17 protein-coding genes and 1 pseudogene are annotated in these 16028 nt (G+C 71.2%); 10 read left to right on the forward strand and 8 right to left on the reverse strand.

Annotated features, from left to right (window positions below; all coding sequences use genetic code 11):
* Positions 1-21 precede the first annotated feature (21 nt).
* The 4 genes from ACIBQZ_RS10880 to mca form a co-directional block, all read right to left on the reverse strand.
* The gene (locus tag ACIBQZ_RS10880; RefSeq protein WP_396088354.1) at positions 22-2010 is read right to left on the reverse strand and encodes a thioredoxin domain-containing protein; all 1989 of its coding nucleotides are present in this window, start codon (positions 2008-2010) and stop codon (positions 22-24) included.
* A 153-nt stretch (positions 2011-2163) separates the two neighbouring features.
* Positions 2164-4716, reverse strand: coding sequence for an EAL domain-containing protein (locus ACIBQZ_RS10885; protein WP_396088355.1), 2553 nt, complete (start codon positions 4714-4716; stop codon positions 2164-2166).
* Between the two features lie 259 nt (positions 4717-4975).
* Positions 4976-5332 carry a hypothetical protein gene (locus ACIBQZ_RS10890; RefSeq protein ID WP_396088356.1) on the reverse strand — a complete coding sequence of 119 codons (357 nt, stop codon included), beginning with the start codon at positions 5330-5332 and terminating at the stop codon, positions 4976-4978.
* Between the two features lie 17 nt (positions 5333-5349).
* Positions 5350-6231: a mycothiol conjugate amidase Mca gene (gene mca, locus ACIBQZ_RS10895; RefSeq protein WP_396088357.1), complete on the reverse strand. Its 882-nt coding sequence runs from the start codon at positions 6229-6231 to the stop codon at positions 5350-5352.
* A 111-nt stretch (positions 6232-6342) separates the two neighbouring features.
* On the opposite strand from mca, the gene ACIBQZ_RS10900 reads away from it, so the two are divergent.
* Complete coding sequence (locus ACIBQZ_RS10900; RefSeq protein ID WP_396088358.1) at positions 6343-6762, forward strand: DUF4307 domain-containing protein; 420 nt, start codon at positions 6343-6345, stop codon at positions 6760-6762.
* 91 nt (positions 6763-6853) lie between these two features.
* The gene (greA, locus tag ACIBQZ_RS10905) at positions 6854-7348 is read left to right on the forward strand and encodes a transcription elongation factor GreA (RefSeq protein WP_396088359.1); all 495 of its coding nucleotides are present in this window, start codon (positions 6854-6856) and stop codon (positions 7346-7348) included.
* Here greA and ACIBQZ_RS10910 read toward each other — a convergent pair.
* Genes ACIBQZ_RS10910 through ACIBQZ_RS10925 form a run of 4 tightly spaced genes read right to left on the reverse strand, consistent with a single transcriptional unit; the run spans position 7345 to position 12385 of the window.
* The gene (locus ACIBQZ_RS10910; RefSeq protein ID WP_396088360.1) at positions 7345-8577 is read right to left on the reverse strand and encodes a M48 family metalloprotease; all 1233 of its coding nucleotides are present in this window, start codon (positions 8575-8577) and stop codon (positions 7345-7347) included. The two genes, greA and ACIBQZ_RS10910, sit on opposite strands and share 4 nt — an antisense overlap.
* Before the next feature lie 15 nt (positions 8578-8592).
* Complete coding sequence (gene ilvA, locus ACIBQZ_RS10915) at positions 8593-9816, reverse strand: threonine ammonia-lyase (RefSeq protein WP_396088361.1); 1224 nt, start codon at positions 9814-9816, stop codon at positions 8593-8595.
* Between the two features lie 22 nt (positions 9817-9838).
* On the reverse strand, positions 9839-11206 hold the full coding sequence (locus ACIBQZ_RS10920) for an amidase (protein WP_396088362.1): 1368 nt from the start codon (positions 11204-11206) through the stop codon (positions 9839-9841).
* A gap of 27 nt (positions 11207-11233) precedes the next feature.
* Positions 11234-12385, reverse strand: coding sequence for a cystathionine gamma-synthase (locus tag ACIBQZ_RS10925; protein WP_396088363.1), 1152 nt, complete (start codon positions 12383-12385; stop codon positions 11234-11236).
* A 24-nt stretch (positions 12386-12409) separates the two neighbouring features.
* On the opposite strand from ACIBQZ_RS10925, the gene ACIBQZ_RS10930 reads away from it, so the two are divergent.
* The 8 genes and pseudogenes from ACIBQZ_RS10930 to ACIBQZ_RS10965 all read left to right on the forward strand — a co-directional run bounded on the left by ACIBQZ_RS10930 (position 12410) and on the right by ACIBQZ_RS10965 (position 16026).
* Entirely contained in the window at positions 12410-12823 is a 414-nt protein-coding gene (locus tag ACIBQZ_RS10930; RefSeq protein ID WP_396088364.1) for an HIT family protein, read from the forward strand.
* A gap of 33 nt (positions 12824-12856) precedes the next feature.
* A complete protein-coding gene (msrA, locus tag ACIBQZ_RS10935; RefSeq protein ID WP_396088365.1) occupies positions 12857-13486 on the forward strand; it encodes a peptide-methionine (S)-S-oxide reductase MsrA in 630 nt (209 codons plus the stop codon).
* Positions 13487-13509: 23 nt separating this feature from the next.
* Complete coding sequence (locus tag ACIBQZ_RS10940) at positions 13510-13851, forward strand: hypothetical protein (protein ID WP_396088366.1); 342 nt, start codon at positions 13510-13512, stop codon at positions 13849-13851.
* Positions 13852-13853: 2 nt separating this feature from the next.
* On the forward strand, positions 13854-14507 hold the full coding sequence (locus tag ACIBQZ_RS10945; RefSeq protein WP_396088367.1) for a nucleotidyl transferase AbiEii/AbiGii toxin family protein: 654 nt from the start codon (positions 13854-13856) through the stop codon (positions 14505-14507).
* 34 nt (positions 14508-14541) lie between these two features.
* A pseudogene (locus tag ACIBQZ_RS10950) lies at positions 14542-14640 on the forward strand (peptide-methionine (S)-S-oxide reductase); the annotation flags it as partial.
* A gap of 93 nt (positions 14641-14733) precedes the next feature.
* The gene (locus tag ACIBQZ_RS10955) at positions 14734-15015 is read left to right on the forward strand and encodes a DUF1778 domain-containing protein (protein ID WP_396088368.1); all 282 of its coding nucleotides are present in this window, start codon (positions 14734-14736) and stop codon (positions 15013-15015) included.
* 5 nt (positions 15016-15020) lie between these two features.
* Complete coding sequence (locus tag ACIBQZ_RS10960; RefSeq protein WP_396088369.1) at positions 15021-15512, forward strand: GNAT family N-acetyltransferase; 492 nt, start codon at positions 15021-15023, stop codon at positions 15510-15512.
* Between the two features lie 190 nt (positions 15513-15702).
* Entirely contained in the window at positions 15703-16026 is a 324-nt protein-coding gene (locus ACIBQZ_RS10965) for a hypothetical protein (RefSeq protein WP_396088370.1), read from the forward strand.
* Positions 16027-16028: the final 2 nt, after the last annotated feature.

Consider the following 16028-nt stretch of genomic DNA (forward strand, 5'->3'; position numbering starts at 1 on the left):
CGGTCCCGCCAAGCGCCCCGGTCAGCCGGACAGGCGGCTCACCAGCTCGTCGATCGTGGTCACCGGGCGGTCGCAGACGAAGCCGCGGCACACGTAAGCCGCCGCCGCCCCGCCGATCAGGGGCCGGTCCGCCAGCAGCGGCACCCCCGGCCGGTCCGGCTCGCCGGCCACCACGACCGTGCCCGGCGGCGCGTGCCGGTGGGCCGCCCGCACCAGCGGATCCCCCGCCGGGTCGGTGGTCACGACGGCGATCTCGTACGGGCCGCTCAGCACCGCCTCCGCCACCGCCGCCACGTACCCCGCGAAGCGCGGATGCCCGCTGATCAGCGGTCCCGCCGTCGCCAGCGCCGCATCCGCCGCCTCCCGGTACCGGGTCTCACCGCTGAGCGCCGCGTACGCCACCAGCCCGGCACACAGCGCGGACAGCCCCGACGGCGTCGCGTTGTCGGTCGGGTCAGCGGGCCGGGTGACCAGCCGTTCCGCGTCGTCCGCCGTGTCGTAGAAGCCGCCCTGGCCGGTCGGGAAGTGCTCGAGCGCCACGTCCAGCAGCTGGCCCGCCCGGGTGAGCCACCGCCCGTCGCCGGTCAACTGGTGGACCGCGCAGAACGCCTCCGCCACGCAGCCGTAGTCCTCCAGGACTCCCACCGGGGCGCCCACCACCCCGTCCCGGGAGACCCGGCGCAGCCGGCCGTCCACGATGTGCCGTTCCGCCAGGACCGTGGCCAGCTCGATCGCCGCAGCGCCGCCGTCGCCGGTGAGCTGGGCCAGCTCGGCCAGCGCGGTGATCGCCAGGCCGTTCCAGGAGGCCACCACCTTGTCGTCGCGGGCCGGCTGCGGGCGCTGCCGGCGGGCCTCGAGCAGGCGGGCGCGGACGTCCACCCAGCGGGCCACCAGCTCCGGGTCGGCGGCGTCGATGTCGCGGGCCAGCACCAGCACGCTGCTGCCGTGCTCGAACGTGCCCTGGGTGGTCACCCGGAACAGGTCCGCCGCCCAGGCGCCGTCCTCCGCTCCCAGCGCCGCGCTGAGCTGAGCGGGAGTCCAGGCGTACGTGAGCCCCTCGGTCCCGTCCGTGTCGGCGTCCAGCGCGGACGCCAGGCCGCCCGCCGGGGTGGCGAGGTCGTGGAGCAGGAACCGGGCGGTCTCGTCGGCGATGCGCCGCGCGAACGGGTCGCCGGTGAGCCGCCACAGCTGGGTGTAGACGCGCAGCAGCAGGGCGTTGTCGTACAGCATCTTCTCGAAGTGCGGCACGGTCCAGGTGCCGTCCACCGCGTACCGGGCGAAGCCGCCGGCGAGCTGGTCGTAGATGCCGCCGCGGGCCATCTGCTCGGCGGTGTGCCGGACGATCTCCAGGTCACCCGCCGCGCCGGTCCGCTGGTGGTGCCGGAGCAGGAACAACAGGTTCATGTGCGGCGGGAACTTCGGGGCGCCGCCGAAGCCGCCGTGCGTGCGGTCGTACTCCTTGGCCAGCAGCTCCGCCGACGTGTCGAGCAGTTCGGCCGAGATCGGCGCGGTCGGCCCGCCGACCAGCTGGGCGCCGCCGATGGCCTGGACCACCGCGGAGCCCTGGGTGACCACCTCGTCGCGCTGGTCGCGCCAGGCGGTCGTCACCGAGTCGAGCAGGCGGGCGAAGTTGTCCCGCGGGAAGTACGTCCCGCAGAAGAACGGCTCACCGGCCGGCGTCGCGAAGACCGTCATCGGCCAGCCGCCCTGCCCGGTCATCGCCTGGGTGGCGGTCATGTAGACGGCGTCGACGTCGGGCCGCTCCTCCCGATCCACCTTGATCGCCACAAATCCGTCGTTGATCAGCCGGGCGACCCCGGCATCCTCGAAGGACTCGTGCGCCATCACGTGACACCAGTGGCAGGCGGCATACCCGACCGAGATCAGCACCGGCACGTCCCGGCGCCGCGCCTCGGCAAACGCCTTATCCGACCAGGGCCACCAGTCGACGGGGTTGTCCTTGTGCTGCAGCAGGTAGGGCGAGGTCGCGCCGGCGAGACGGTTGGCCATACCGCCAACCTAGCCCGGCCCGACGCTCCCGGCCGCCAAGAGAAGCCGCCGACACCGAGCCGTCGGAACGCGCCGCGACGGCGGCCTGTCAGGAGGTGCCGCCGGGCAGCGGGACACCGGGCAGTCAGGGCGCGCCGCCGGGTGCCCGAGAGGTCAGGAGGCGCCGTCCGCCCTGAGCGGGATGATCTTCGGGGGTGCCGCCTCGGCGAGCTGGTGCAGGGCCGCGACGATCTTGTCGGCGGGCAGCGGGCGGCTGAAGTGGTAGCCCTGCGCGGACGTGCAGCCCAGAGCCAGCAGCGCCGCGCGCTGGTCGGCGGTCTCGACGCCCTCGGCCACCACCCGCGCACCCAGCCGGGCGCCCAGCTCGACCGCGCCCCGGACCACCGCGGCGGCCGCCGGGGAGTCGGTCATGTCGGTGACGAACGACCGGTCGACCTTCAGCTCGTCCACCGTGACCCGGGTGACGAACGACAGCGACGAGAAGCCGGTGCCGAAGTCGTCGACCGAGATCTGCACGCCGAGGTCGCGCAGGGCCGCGATGACCTCGTCCACGATCTCCTGGTCGCTGACCGCCACCGACTCGGTGATCTCCAGGACCAGCCGGCCCGCACCCAGCCGGTGCCGGCGCAGGGCGTCGGCGACCTGGGCCGGCAGGGTGGCGTCGAGCAGGCTGCGGGCCGAGACGTTGACCGAGACGGGCAGGTCGAGCCCGTGTCCGGCCCAGTCGGCGGCCGCGGCCAGCGCGTGGTCGAGCACGTAGCGGGTGAACGGGGCGAGCAGCTCGCCGTGTTCGATGGTGTCGATGAAGTCGTTCGGGGTGAGCATCCCGCGCCGGGGGTGCCGCCAGCGGATCAGCGCCTCGACGCCGGTCGGCGCGCCGGTCTGCAGGTCCACCTCGGGCTGCAGGGCGAGCACGAGCTGGTCCCCGGCGGTCAGCGCGTCGTACAGCTCGGCCGGCAGGGCCAGGTGGTCGGTGCTGGTGGCGTCGTGCGCGCTGTCGTACGCGGCGACGCCGACGTGCAGCTCCTTGGCCTGGTCGAGGGCGATGCCGGCCCGGCGGATCAGCTCGGACAGGTCGGCGCGGCCCGCGCTGGAGACGGCGATCCCGACCGCGATCTCGGTGACCAGCCGGACCCCGTCGATCTCCATCGGCAGGCCGAGCTGGTCGATCAGCTCGCGGGCCCGGCGTACGGCCCGGGGCAGCGGATTCGGCGCCTCGTACAGCGGGGTCGCCGAGTCGGTGAGGGTGGCGACGGTGGGCAGCAGCAGGGCGAACTCGTCGTCGCCGAGGCGGGCCACCAGCTCCTGCTCGCGGGCCAGGTCGGTGAGGCGTTCGGCCACGGTGCAGAGCATCGCGTCGCCGGCGCGGTGCCCCAGAGTGCCGTTGACCTCGCGGAAGTCGTTGAGGTCGAGCAGCAGCAGCGCAACCTGCCGGTCCCGGTGGAAGGAGTGCAGCAGCGCGTCGCCGTCGGCGATGAGTGCGGTCCGGTTCGCCAACCCGGTCAACGGGTCGTGCACACCGTCGTGGGCGACCTTCTCTTCCAGCTGAGCCAGCCTCTCGTGCGCGGCGGCATCGTGCAACGCGCCGGCGAGGGCGTCCCCGTACGCGGAGACGGCGAGCTCGTCGCGGGCGACGGGCAGGGTCGGCTCGGACAGCCACACGGTCAGCTCGCCGACCTCGGTGCCGCCGACGGCCATGGTCCGGGTGATCACCGGGCCGGGCACGGCGCCGGGGGTCGGGTCGTGCGGGGCGCCGTCGGCCGCGTACCGGCGGACGCCGCCGGTGCGCTGGACGACCTCGATCTCGACCCGGCGGGCGCCGAACACGTCCAGCGCGCCGCGCAGGCCGGCCGCCGCGACGGCGACCTCGGAGGCGCCGCCCAGGGTGCTGGTGGCCCGGGCGAACGCCGCCCAGATCCGGCGTTCCTCCTCGGCCCGCAGGTGGTAGCGGTAGGTGCGTTGCAGCAGCCACAGCGACGGCGGCAGGGCGACCAGCCAGACCGGCGCGTTGACCAGGGCGAACAGCGAGAGCAACCCGACCAGCACGTTGCCGACGAACATCGGCAGCTTGGCGTGCAGGGCGCGGCCGGCGATCTGCGCGGGCGGGGCGTCGCGGTGCAGCGAGAGGGTCAGCACGGCGAGCCCGAGCGACACGATCAGGTATCCGAACGCGCCGGCGATCAGCCCGACCTGCGTGCGGGCGCTGTCCACCGGGGCGGACGGGCCGGTGATCGCGTAGGTGACCCCGGTGGCCAGCGCGGTGCCGAGGCTCAGCGAGGCGGCCAGGTGCACCAGGTCGGCGACCACGCGCTGGTCGTTGAGCCAGGTGATGACGACCCAGGCGCCGACCGCGCCGACCAGGGTGGCCGCGGGCAGCCAGCCCGGCGGCGCCAGCGCGAAGCCGAGGATGAAGGCGGTCTCGCCCCAGGAGATGCTGACCGTGCCGCGGCCGACCCGGAAGCGCAGCCGGGCGAGCTGGGTGACAGCGACGAGGAGGACGGCGACGCCGATTGCACCGGCCGGGGAAAGGGACACGACCTCGGGCCGGGGCAGCGGGATGATCATGCCGAGCGTGGCGACCACGAGAGCCGCCGGGACGACGATCCAGGTAAGGACCCGAGCCGCCTTGGGTCGCGACACCGGACCGGGCTTGGCGGGGGGCCGCTCGCGCCGGACTTCGGTCGCGGGAGCTGGCTGAGATGTCATGCCACCCCCCTGTTGACCAGCGGCACAGGCGGATGCACGTGCATCTGCAGTGGAGGAAGCGAGGGCTGGAAGATGGTCATCGCCAGCCCCCTTTCCGCACAGGGTGGAGGGACGTCAAAGCCCCCCGGCGGAAGGCTAAGCCAATCCGGCAGAACGCAACAGGGGTTGACGGATGGGCCCTGTCGATGTTCCGGCAGAGACAGGACACATCACGGGACGGCCCCCGGGACTTGACAAAGTGGAATTGCGCGTTCCGCGGTCAGGTGTTTTCGCCACGCCGCTCGGCCGTAGCCGGGCCGTCGCCCTGGTCCACCGCCGTGACCTCGGCATCCTTTGCGGACGTCGCCACATCGGAGGACGGGCCCGCAGCGTCGGTGTCGCGCGGGGCGGCACCGGAACGCTGCAGGTCGGCGTCGAGCCGGGCGATCTCGGCGGCCCGCGCCTCGGCGGCCGGATCCGGGAAACTGTCGGGAAGCCGACGCAAACGCTTGTTCATGTTGCGGATCAGCAGAACTGTGCTTATGGCCATCAGCACGATGATGAACAGGCCCATCGGGCCGGCCAGGCCGCCCGATCGGGTGTCACCGAAGTTGTTGACCGCGAGCACGACATCCATGGGATCCACGGTACGCCCTAGCTGACCTCGACCGATTCGCGGATGCCGGCGAACAGGTCGGACTCGGGCAGCGGGCTGTCGACCAGCGACCGGACGAGCTCGAAGTCCTCCGTCGGCCAGACCTTCAGCTGGAGCTCCATCGGCACGTGGAACCAGAAGCCGTCCGGGTCGACCTGGGTGGCGTGTGCCCGCAGCGCGTTGTCGCGCACCTCGAAGTACTCGCCGCACTCGATCCGGGTGGTGATCTTGTCGCCCCGGTCCGGCCGGTCGTCGTTGCGCTTCAGCCATTCCGTGTACGGCGATTCGAGGCCGGCCGCCAGCATGCCCTCGTGCAGGGCCATCATCCGGGCCCGGGTCCAGCCGGAGTTGTAGTAGAGCTTCGACGGCTGCCACGGCTCGCCCAGCTCGGGGTGCTGCTCCGGGTCGCCGGCCGCGTCGAACGCCAGCATGGAGATCTTGTGGCACATGATGTGGTCGGGGTGCGGGTAGCCGCCGTTCTCGTCATAGGTGGTCATGACGTGCGGCCTGAACTCGCGGATCAGCTTGATCAGCGGGAGCGCGCCGACGGCCGGGTCGACCAGGCCGAAGCAGCCCTCGGGCAGCGGCGGCAGCGGGTCGCCCTCGGGCAGCCCGGAGTCGACGAAGCCGAGCCAGGCCTGCTCGACGCCGAGGATCTCGCGCGCCTTCGCCATCTCGGCCCGGCGGATGTTGGTGATGTCGGCGAGCACCTCCGGGCGGTCCATCTTCGGGTTGAGCACGCTGCCGCGCTCGCCGCCCGTACACGTCGCGACCAGCACCTCGACGCCCTCGGCGACATAGCGGGCCATGGTGGCCGCGCCCTTGCTGGACTCGTCATCGGGGTGCGCGTGCACCGCCATGAGACGCAACTGCTCAGCCACTGATTTCTCCCTCGACCGGGCCTCGTCGGAGGACCCCGGTACCGGCTGCGAAGATGGACCTTGCCATTCTGGCCGATGACACCGACATATTTCGCAGGAGAGGTCCCCCCGGTGAGCGAGACGCGCGCCACAACCCCGGTATTCCCGCCGGGCCGCTACGGGCGGCGCCGCGACGGACGCCGCCGGTTGCTGCTGCCCGCCGTGCTCGCCGTGCTGGTCGGGATCGCGGCCGTCTTCCTGGTGGTCCGGCTGTACGGACAGTACGGCGACCCGGACTACGACGCGCAGATCGTCGGCTGGTCGGACGTCACCGACAAGCAGCTGACCGTGCGCTTCAAGGTCCGGGTGCCGGCCGGCGGCTCGGCGACCTGCGGCCTGCGGGCCCGCGACTACGCCGGGGCGGAGGTGGGCCGCCGCACGGTCACGGTCACCGCGCCGGGCTCGGCGACCACGATCGACGCCGCCGAGGTCGTCACGACCACGGCCCGGGCGGCGGTCGGCGAGGTCGTCCGATGCGCGGCCGCGGGCTGACCGATCGGGGCCTGTGCGCACCGCTGGTAAGCTTGGTGATTCGCTCCGTACTCCGGTACGTCCCATCCCGTACGTTCAAGGAGAAGAGTCTGTGACCAGTTCAGAGGCGTCGAAGACCTGGCTCTCCCAGGACGCTTACGACCGGCTGCAGGCCGAGCTGGACGAGTTGATCGCAGCCCGGCCGGCCGTCGCCGCCGAGATCAACGCCCGCCGTGAGGAAGGTGACCTCCGCGAGAACGGCGGCTACCACGCCGCCCGCGAGGAGCAGGGCAAGCAGGAGGGCCGGATCCTGTACTTGAAGGAATTCCTGCGCACGGCCGAGGTCGGCGACGCGCCCAAGGCCGACAAGGTGGCACCCGGCACGGTCGTCACGATCTTCTTCGACGACGACAAGAGCGACACCGAGACGTTCCTGCTCGGCTCCCGCGAGATCGCCGCGACCACCGACTACACGGTGTACAGCCCCGAGTCGGCGCTCGGCAAGGCGATCCTCGGCGCGGGCCCCGGCCAGACCGTGACCTACACCGCGCCCAGCGGCCAGGACATCAAGGTCACCGTGGTCGAGTTCGCCCCCTTCGGCGCCTAGCCGGCCGTCGCGAGATCGCGCCGGATCCGTTCCACGGGTCCGGCGATCTCGCGGTCGATCCGCTCCGCCTGCTGCTCCGTCAGCACCACGCCGGCCGGCTGCTGCGGCCGGCGTTCGAGCATCCGGGCCCGCAGGCCGGTGGGCGGGTGCGAGGCGAAGAGCGACGTCTCGTCACGCTGGCTGAGCTGCCGCAACGCGGGCACGGCGGCAGCCAGGCTGGCCCGCGCCACCGCGGCGGCCGTCCGCCACGCCGCCCCGGAACGGCCGGCCCGCGCTTCCCGCCGGATGACCGTCTCCAGCGCCTCCTGCATCAGCAGCACGTCCAGCAACCGGACCGCCGCGGCGCTGCCGGCGGCCCGGGCGCCGATCTCGTCCGCCAGGTATTCGGCCCGCTGGGCGTCGCGCTGGCCGATCCAGACCACCAGCAGGTGTACGCCCAGGATCAGCCGGGACAGCAGCCCCTGCACGATCCCGACCAGCAGGTCCACGAAGCCGTTCAGCCCCGACTGGCCGGGCCGGGTCATTTCCGCCATCCGGCCCAGCGTGGTGAGCGCGATCTGGACGAGCGGGCCGCGGCGCAGGTCCCCGTTGACGAAGTGGCCGAGCTCGTGGCCCAGCAGCGCGACCCGTTCCTGCTGGTCGAGCGCCGACCAGAGGACGGCACCGAGGCACAGCACCCGCCGCCGGCGCAGCCCCACCACGGTCGTGTACGCCCCCAGCGAGTAGTCCAGCCCGACGAAGTGCGGCACCGGCGCCCCGGTGTGCGCGGCGACCCGGTCCACCAGCGCCCACAGCTCCGGCGCCTCGTCCCGGTCGAGCAGATGGGTCTCCTCGGCCAGCCCGCCGACGCGGGGGCGCAACGCCACGGCCATGCCGAGCAGCGCGACCCCGGGCAGGATCGTGAAGCGCGGGAAGTCGTACAGGATCAGCCAGGTGCCCAGCCCCGCGAACAGCGCGACGAGGAGCAGCAGGAGCACCGCCACCGTCAGGGTCACGGCGCGCGCGGCGCTCGCGCCGCGCCGCCGCAGCGGGCCGTCCGCCAGCCGGACGAACTGACCGGCGGTCAGCCGCCAGGCGACCCGGTGGGTGGCCCGGTCCGCCCACCGCCAGCCCAGCTCGGGCCGGCGCCGGGACGGCTCGAAGTGGTCAAGGTTCCATTCGCAGGACGGGCACCAGGGAGTGGCGCCGCGGGCCGAGGTGGCAGCGGTGAAGCACCGGGGGCAGATCACCGGCGTGATCTTGCATCAGGGCGTCCCGGACAGCAAGGTCAGCGAGTAGCCGTGGCCGCGCAGCGCGCCGATCAGCGCGGCCGAGTGGTCCGGCCCGCGGGTCTCGACCGAGAGCTGCACCTCGACCTCGCCGAAGCTCAGCCGCGGGTTCTGCCGCGAGTGCGCCACGTCGACGATGTTGGCTCGCTGCTCGGCGATCTCGGCCAGCAGCCGGGCCAGCTCGCCCGGCTGGTCGCCGGTGCGCACCGCCAGCCGCAGGAACCGGCCCGCGGAGACCAGGCCGTGCTCGATCACCCGCAGCAGCAGCATCGGGTCGATGTTGCCGCCGGACAGGATCGCCACCACCGGGGGCTTCAGGTCCACCTTGCCGGTGAGCAGGGCGGCGACCGCCGCGCCGCCGGCCGGCTCGACCACCATCTTGTGCCGCTCCAGCAGCACCAGCAGCGCCGCCGAGAGGTCCTCGTCGGTCACCGTGACCACGTCGTCGACCAGCTTGCTGACGTGGGCGAAGTTCAGCACGCCCGGGCGCATCACCGCGATGCCGTCGGCGATGGTCGCCGACCGGGGCAGGGTCAGCGGTTCGCCGGCGGCCAGCGAGGGCGGGTACGACGCCGCGCCGGTCGCCTGCACCCCGATGATCCGGACGCCCGGGCGCAGCGCCTTGGCCGCCACCGCCACACCCGAGATGAGCCCGCCGCCGCCGACTGCGGTGACGATGGTGCCGACGTCCGGGCACTGCTCGAGGATCTCCAGCCCGACCGTGCCCTGCCCGGCGATGATGTCGCGGTGGTCGAACGGGTGGATCAGGATCGCCCCGGTGGCGTCGGCGAACTCCCGGGCGGCGGCCAGCGCGTCGTCGACGGTGTGACCCGCGTACTCGATCGTGGCGCCGTACCCCTTGGTGGCCGAGACCTTCGGCAGCGGCGCGCCCTCCGGCATGAAGACCGTGGACCGCGCGCCGAGCAGGCTCGCCGCCAGCGCGACGCCCTGGGCGTGGTTGCCCGCGCTCGCGGCGACCACGCCGCGGGCGCGCTCGGCGTCGGAGAGCCGGGAGATCCGGGTGTACGCCCCCCGCACCTTGTACGACCCCGCACGCTGCTGGTTCTCGCACTTGAGCCACGTCGGCACGCCCAGCGTGCGGGTCAGTGGCATCGAGTGCTCCAGCGGGGTGGTCTTGACGACCCCGGTGAGCAGGGCTCGGGCGGCCTCGATGTCGGCGAGCTCCAGCAGATCCGTCATGAGGGTGATGGTGCCACCCGGCTCAGACGAAGGCGTGACGAGGCCAAGGGTTGGCGACCTCCAGCTGCCCGGCGATGGCGAGCAGCAGCAGCTCCGAGTCGGGCGGCCCGACCAGCTGCACGGCGAGCGGCAGGCCGTCCGGGCGCAGCCCGACCGGCACCACGATCGCGGGCAGCCCGGCGATGTTCCACGGCGCGGCAAACGGCGCGTACGCCATGTTCACCCGCATGTTGCGCCGCCAGCTCCCGCCGGCGTGCCCGTCGGCGGGCGGCGGCGCGGCCGCCAGGGCCGGCGTGAGCAGCACGTCGATGCCGCTGTCGGCGAAGAACTGGATGCTCTTCTCCCGCCAGGCGTCACGCTGCTGCTGCTTGACCCAGCCGCGGCGCCACACCAGCTTGCCCAGCGCGATGTGCCGCCGGGTGCGCGGCTGCAGCGTCCGCACGTCCAGCCCGGCGGCGTCGGCCTCCAGGTACGCGCAGGCGAACCAGGTCGCGAGCCCGGCCAGCCCGACCGCGGTGGAATACGGCGGGTCGGCGGTGAGCGTGTCGTGGCCCACCCCGACGAGCAGCTTCGACGCCTTCGCGACGGCCTCGCGGTTCGGCTCGTCCGGGCGGATCCCGGCGACCGGCGAGCGCAGCGAGACGCCGACCCGCAGCTTGCCCGGCTGGACCAGCTTCTCCGGGGCCCGCCCGGCCATCACGCTGAAGCCCAGCGTGGCGTCCGCGACCGTGGTGGCCAGGATGCCGTTCTCGGTCAGCCCGAGCCAGCCGTCCACGTCCAGGTCGCACGGGATGACGTCGCGGCCCGGCTTGAGGCCGACCAGGCCGCAGCAGGCGGCCGGGATGCGGATGGAGCCGAGGCCGTCGTTGCCGTGGGCGATCGGCACCAGGCCGGCGGCGACAGCGGCGGCGGAGCCGCCCGAAGAACCCCCGGGGGTACGCTCCAGAGCCCACGGGTTGCGGGTCGGCTCGTCGGCACCGTCGGTCGTGGCCCACAGCCCCATCTCGGGCATCCGGGTCACGCCGACAACCACCGCACCGGCGCCACGCAGCCGCCGGACCACCTCGTGGTCGTCCTCGGCCACGGCGGAGCGGGCCGCCGCCGAGCCGTGCCAGGTCGGCAGGCCGGCGACGGGCGTGTTCTCCTTCACCGCGACCGGCACGCCGGCCAGCGGCAGGTTGGCGAGATCCTCCTGGTCGTCGACCTTCTCGGCCTCGGCGATCGCCTCACCGGCCCGCACCACGCGGAACGCGGCGATGGCCGGATCGGAGATCGCGATCTGCTCGAGGTGGTCGGCGACGACCTGGGTGGCCGTCGTGTCGCCGCGGCGGACCGCGCGCGAGATCTGCTTCGCCGTGGCACCCACCCACGTGGTCGCCAGGTTGTCCATGGCCCGTCTCCGTCTGTCTGTCTAGACCTAGCCGAGCGCCTGCTCCAGATCCGCGAGCAGATCGTCAACGGTTTCGATGCCGACAGACAGTCGCACGAGATCGGCGGGGACTTCAAGCGGTGAGCCCGCGGCGGACAGGTGTGTCATCTGTCCCGGGTGCTCGATCAGCGACTCGACGCCGCCCAGCGACTCCGCCAGCACGAACAGTTTTGTCCGGTTGCAGATGTTGATCGCCTGCTCCGGGCCGCCCGCCGCGCGGAACGAGACCATCCCGCCGAACCGCGACATCTGCTTGGCGGCGGTCTCGTGTCCGGGATGCGACTCCAGCCCCGGGTAGAGCACCTGGCCGACGGCCTCGTGCTCCTGCAGGTAGGTGACGATGCGCTCGGCGTTGTCGCAGTGCCGGTCCATCCGCACCCCGAGGGTCTTGATGCCGCGCAGAGTCAGCCAGGCGTCGAACGGGCCGTTGACCGCGCCCATCGCGTTCTGATGGAAGGCGAGCTGGTCGCCGAGCTCGTCGCCGGCCGTGACCAGCGCGCCGCCGACCACGTCGGAGTGCCCGCCCAGGTACTTGGTGGTGGAGTGGATCACCACGTCAGCCCCGAGCGCCAGCGGCTGCTGCAGGTACGGCGAGGCGAAGGTGTTGTCCACGGCGAGCATCGCGTCGTACTCGTGCGCCAGCGTGCCGAGCGCGGTGATGTCGGCGATGTTCAGCAGCGGGTTGGTGGGCGTCTCGGCCCAGATCAGCCGGGTGTGCCCGGGCCGGAACGCGGCGCGCACCTTGTCCAGGTCGTTCAGCGGCACGGCGGTCCAGTCCAGGCCCCAGTTCTCGGCGACCTTGGCGAACAGCCGGTACGTGCCGCCGTACGCGTCGTCCGGGATCACCACGTGGTCACCGGGCCGGCACACCGCCCGCAACAGGGTGTCCTCGGCGGCGAGCCCACTGGCGAAGGCCAGCCCGCGCCGGCCGCCCTCGATCGCGGCGAGGCACTCCTGCAGGGCATCCCGGGTCGGGTTGCCCGAGCGGCTGTACTCGTACCCCAGCCGCGGCGCGCCGACCGCGTCCTGCGCGTACGTGCTCGTCTGATAGATCGGCGGCACCACCGCACCGGTCCGCGGATCCGGGTCCTGCCCGGCGTGGATGGCCAGAGTGTCGAAGCCGTACGTGTTACCCGTCATGAACGGCAAGGCTAGTCTGCGCTGATGCCCGACTGCCTCTTCTGTTCGATCGTGGCGGGCACCGTTCCCGCGTTCCGCGTAGTGGACACCCCGGACGGCATCGGTTTCCTGGACATCCGCCCGGTCTTCAAGGGCCACGTCCTGGTGGTGCCACGCCCCCACGTGACCCAGCTGACCGACCTGCCGGCAACCCTGCTGCCGGGCTACTTCACGCTGGTCCAACGCGTCGCGACGGCGGTCCCGGAGGCCCTCGGCGCCCAGGGAACCTTCGTGGCGATGAACAACGTGGTGTCACAGTCGGTGCCCCACCTGCACGCTCACGTGGTCCCGCGGACAAAAGGCGACGGGCTGCGCGGTTTCTTCTGGCCCCGCACCAAATACTCCTCCGAAGAGGAAACCCAGTCGTACGCCGACCGCATCGCCACAGCGCTCGGGTAAGGATCGGCTCCCCTCCGGCGTTGCAGAAGTCGGATGAAGGGAGTCACCGTGTTCCTGCGGTACAAGAAGATCGAGCTGGCGGAGACGCACACGGTGCTCGGCACACCCCTGAAGGGCCCCTGGCCGGCCGGCTTCGAGACGGCGGTGTTCGGCATGGGCTGCTTCTGGGGCGCCGAGCGCATCTTCTGGCAGCTGCCCGGCGTGCACTCGACCTCCGTCGGCTACGCGGGCGGCACAACGCCGGACCCGACGTACGAGGACGTCTGCTCGGGCCGCACCGGCCACGCCGAGGTGGTGCAGGTGGTCTACGACCCGGCGAAGATCAGCTACGAGCAGCTGCTGAAGGCATTCTGGGAGAACCACGACCCGACGCAGGGGATGCGGCAGGGAAACGACGTGGGGACGCAGTACCGGTCGGCGATCTATACGACGACGGCATCGCAGGCCGCAGCGGCGATGACAACGGTGGAGGCCTTCCAGCCGGTGGTGACGAAGGCCGGACGGGGGCAGATCACCACGGAGATCGCGCCGCTGGGGGCGTATCACTACGCGGAGGACTACCACCAGCAGTACCTTTCAAGTGATAAAAACCCGAACGGGTACTGCACTCATGGGCCGAACGGGATGACCTGCCCGACCGGTGTCGCCAACACGGCCGACTAAGGTTGCAGGGGGAAGGGGGCACGATGACGATGCAAGAACAGCCGCAACGTCGGTATGCCAAGCCCGTCGTCGTGCCTGACCGCCTGGACCTGCTCGGCGGCCCCGTTATCGGCGTGGTGAACCTGCCTCGGCACCTCAAATGGTCGGGCAATCCGCAGTACGACCTCAGCCAGCCGGGCCGGATCACAGATCTCTACCGTGCGGTGATCAACGACGCGGCGGCGCCGTCGGATCTACACACCTATCTCGAACGGGACACGCTCGTCCGGCTCTGGCCCACGATGTGGCTGCCGATCGCGATTCGTGATGCTTGGGAAGCCCGTTTCCCCGAGCTGGCCGAACTACGGCGCAGGTCAGCGGCTTAAGGATGGATCCGAGGCACCGGAGAGTCGCTGAGATCGCCCTTGGCGCGGGCGGGCGCTACGGGTTCGCACTCGCCGGCAGCTATGCCGTCAGCGCACACGGGATGGGAAATCGACCCAGCGGCGAATTCGATCTCTTCACTTACTGGCAGATGCGGGCGGACTTTCCGCGTGCTGTCGACGCGGTAGTGGATGCCCTTGCGAGTGAGGGATTTGACGTCGCCGAGGTCATCCGCAACGACACCTTCGCGCGCTTACTGCTGAGCGACGGCACCGGAGCCGAGCCTGACAAGCTCGAACTCTCTGCCGACTGGCGGGCTCATCCGCCGGTGCTGCTGAAGGTAGGCCCGGTGCTGCATCCGGATGACGCTGTTGCCAACAAGATGTGCGCGCTCTACGGGCGGGCGGCGGCCCGGGACTTTCTCGACGTGGACGTCGCGATCGGGTCTGGTCTGTATACCAGGGAACGCTTGCTTGAATTAGCTGAGGCTGCAGACTCCGGCTTCGACCGGATCCGCTTCGCGGAAGCGCTGGGCGTGTTGGTAGATATCACCGATACCGACTTCGACATGTATGGCCTTCCGACCGGCCAGCTGTCCGCGATGCGCGATCGTTTCGCCAGCTGGCGGGCAACACTGCTCAACAAATCCGGCTCCTAGCGCATCCGCTGGATGGTCTTGCGGTAACTATTGCCACCAGCAGTACCTTTCAAGTGACAGAAACCCCAACGGGTACTGCAACCACGGCCCGAACGGGATGACCTGCCCCATCGGGGTGGCGCGGGCCAACTGACGCTGGCCGCATGAACTGGCGCTACCGGCCGAACGGCAGTGGTGCTCAACCTCCCGCGTACGTACACTCGTCCGTACACGGGAGGGGAGTGACATGAGCATCGCAGCATCCGCTCGCTTCGAGTTCCGGCTGCGTCCGGAGGCGAAGAGCCGCATTGAACAGGCGGCGGAACTGGTTCATGAAAGCACGTCGGACTTTGCCCGGACGGCGGCAGAGGAGCGCGCCAACCACGTTCTGCAAGAGCACCTCGCGGCCACAGTGGTACCAGCCGAGTTCTTCGACGAGCTAATGCAGGCACTGGACGCGCCGGCCAGCCCGAACGCCGCCCTGAAGAAGGCGGCACGGCGGGCTACCGATGTGGTTGAGCGGCGGTAACGCTCGTGGCCTTCGTCAGCGAAGCACTGAGCGAGCATCACAAGACCGGCTACTTCGACAGCAGCAAACCGGAGCTCGACACCTGGCTCCAGCAACATGCACTGACGACGGAGGCTCGCCGCACCGGCCGAACGTTCGTCTGGTCAGGTGATGAACTGGTCGTCGCGTACTACACCATTGCCGCGCACTTGATCGTGCGGGAAGACCTTCCGCGAAGTCTCGGACGGGGGAACCCTGCCCAGATCCCCGCCGTACTGTTGGCGCGGCTCGCACTGGACAAGACCTTGCACGAGCAGGGCCTGGGCGGCGTCCTGCTCGCGGATGCATTACAGCGAATCGTGATCGCTACCCGGACGGTCGCCGCCCGGTTCGTCGTTGTCGATGCGATCGATCAAGGCGCGCATGGGTTCTACATGCACCACGGCTTCCGGGAGATCCCGGGCACCATGCGGCTCGTTCAGAAGATCAGCGACATCGCCGAAGCGGTCGATTCCTGACCGAGAACTACCACCAGCAGTATCTGAGTATCTGTCGGACGCGAAGAACCCGGGCGGCTACTGCAACCACGGCCCGAACGGCATGACCCGCCCGATCGGCGTCGCCAAGACCAACTGACCTCAGCAACAGACGGGCATCCGCATCGGGTGCCCGTCTCGTACGACGATGGCAATGAGGAGGTGAGCTGTCATGCGTCGATACGCAAAGCCGGTCGTTGTCGCGGACGACCTCACGCTGTTGCACGGGCTGACCGCCGGCGTCGTCACCTTGCCGCGTCACCTCGATTGGTCCGGCTCAGCCGACTATGACCTCGAAAGCCCTGGCCGGATCGTCGACCTGTACCGCACGGTCCTGATCGAGGCCACCAAGCCGGCCGACCTTCACGCGTTCCTGGACCGGGTGATCCTCACTCAGCTCTGGCCCTCGCTCTGGCTACCACCCGAGTTGCGCCGCGCATGGGAAGAACGCTTTCCGGAACTCCCTCGATCCGGATCCAGGCCCGCCGCCGCGTAGGG

Origin of the sequence: Actinoplanes sp. NPDC049599 (assembly GCF_044465625.1) — a bacterium.
Lineage (GTDB): Bacteria > Actinomycetota > Actinomycetes > Mycobacteriales > Micromonosporaceae > Actinoplanes.